Genomic DNA, 1,668 nt, shown 5'->3' on the forward strand with positions numbered 1-1,668 from the left:
TTCTTGTTCTGGACGACCTTGGCGACGGACGGGTCGGCGGCGAGGCGCTTGGCCTCGGTCTCCGTGAGGCCGCTGGCGGAGAAGCCGTTGATGGCTGAGCTGTAGTTGCGCTGCAGCTCGCCGCCGTACTCCTTGGCCAGGTCCTGCTTGTCGGCCTTCTTGTCCAGCATCACGATGTAGCTGCCGGCGACGGCGCCCTTGGCGTTCGCGCCGTAGATCTTTCCCTCGGCCGGAGCGGCGGCTCCGGCGAACGACGTGTTGAGCAGCGTGACGCCCGCTGCAGCTGCAACGGCGGTAATGGCCGCCGTGAGCTTCGTACCACGCTTGCTGCGCCTGTGAGTTGCCATGAAGAGGGGCCTCCTCGTCGGTTCTGTGGGGGATCGGACCCTCGGCCGGAAGGTCTCCGGCTTCCAAAGGTGACTCATTGATGTGCTCATGGCATGCATTTCATGCACTCGCAGCTTGGCCAGCTGCAGTTCCGAAGCAGGAATCGGCCAGGTCAAGTCCACGTCAGCCACGGTTGTGATTCCTTCACTTACAAGAAACTTCATGTGAGGAGATGTGAACCCTGCCCTCCCTCGGGTGTCGAACGCGACGGTTCGGGAACACTCGCGCTCTTTGCTCCTGGGAGATCCACGTCTCGTGGGCTGCGGCGCTCGGAGTCGCGCAAGAGGGCGCAGAAGCTCTCTTTTCGACGGCGCGGGGAATCGGCTGAATCGATCCGGGATTCGAGTTACGCCACTTGTTCAAATCGATAGATCGATCGTTCCACGAGCCGTCACCGAGCGAGGGAAACGTCGCCTGCGCACGGGGAGGACCGAGATCCTCGGTGCAAAGGCATGCCCAGCCGTCCCGCAGCCGGGCACGCCCACGACCGTCGCCTCGCCCTTCGACCAGCCCCGCCCTGCCGGGCACGCAGACCCACTGACCTTCTCGACGCGCGTTCGTCGCCTGTTACGACTTCCGGTCGCACGCGAACGCCCCCGCAGGCAGGCTGCCTACCCGTCGTGCGGTCATGGTGCCTCCCCGCGTTCCACGCCGCCGAGGCACCGGGTGAGCATGAGGACGGTGGTCGGGCCGTTCGGCCGGACCACCGTCCTCGCGTGCTGGAGTTGTTGCCGCCGCCGGGTGTCAGAAGTCGAACAGATGCGTGGCCCGGGACCGTGCCACACAGCTGTTGCCGAACGTCCGCTCGTACGAGACTCGGCTGCCCTCCCACACGCCGTCAGCTGTGACGGTGACGGGAGCGTAGATCTTCGGGCAGACGCGCCCCGAGTCGTCGTTCAGCGTGAGCGCGGGCTGGCCGTGGGCGCGTTCCAGGTCCCCACAAGCGGCCTCGGCATCCGGGTGGGTTCCGCCGGCGGTCGGCGTGCAGGTGAGGGTGACGGCCCGTTCGACGGTCGCTGTCGCCGCGCTCTCGCCCTGACCGACCGTCAGCACCATTGCGGACGGCGAGTACAGGCTGTGGGGCTCACTCGCCGCGGCAGGGCCGGCCGTCAGAGCGACGAGGCCGGCAACTGTCCCCGCTATGCAGGCGATCTTGGCTGCTGATCGACGCATCGGAGTCTCCTTACTTCTCGACTACGGAACCTGCAGCGTTGCTCAGGCGCCCGAGAACCTCACATCGATGACCCTCACTTCGGACATCGGCGACGGGGACAATTGACC

General features: G+C 66.1%; 2 protein-coding genes. Both read right to left on the reverse strand.

The features are described 5' to 3' along the window. On the reverse strand, positions 1-347 hold a 347-nt coding region (locus AB0D12_RS41265), incomplete at its 3' end, for a protease inhibitor I9 family protein (RefSeq protein ID WP_362695231.1). Between the two features lie 784 nt (positions 348-1,131). Continuing rightward, positions 1,132-1,560 carry a subtilase-type protease inhibitor gene (locus AB0D12_RS41270; protein WP_362695234.1) on the reverse strand — a complete coding sequence of 143 codons (429 nt, stop codon included), beginning with the start codon at positions 1,558-1,560 and terminating at the stop codon, positions 1,132-1,134. Positions 1,561-1,668: the final 108 nt, after the last annotated feature.

This window comes from Streptomyces sp. NPDC048479, from assembly GCF_040651435.1.
Taxonomy (GTDB): domain Bacteria; phylum Actinomycetota; class Actinomycetes; order Streptomycetales; family Streptomycetaceae; genus Streptomyces.

Coding starts and splice junctions, on each gene's coding strand:
- AB0D12_RS41270 (WP_362695234.1), bottom strand. CDS start 1,560: ATGCGTCGATCAGCAGCCAAGATCGCCTGCATAGCGGGGACAGTTGCC.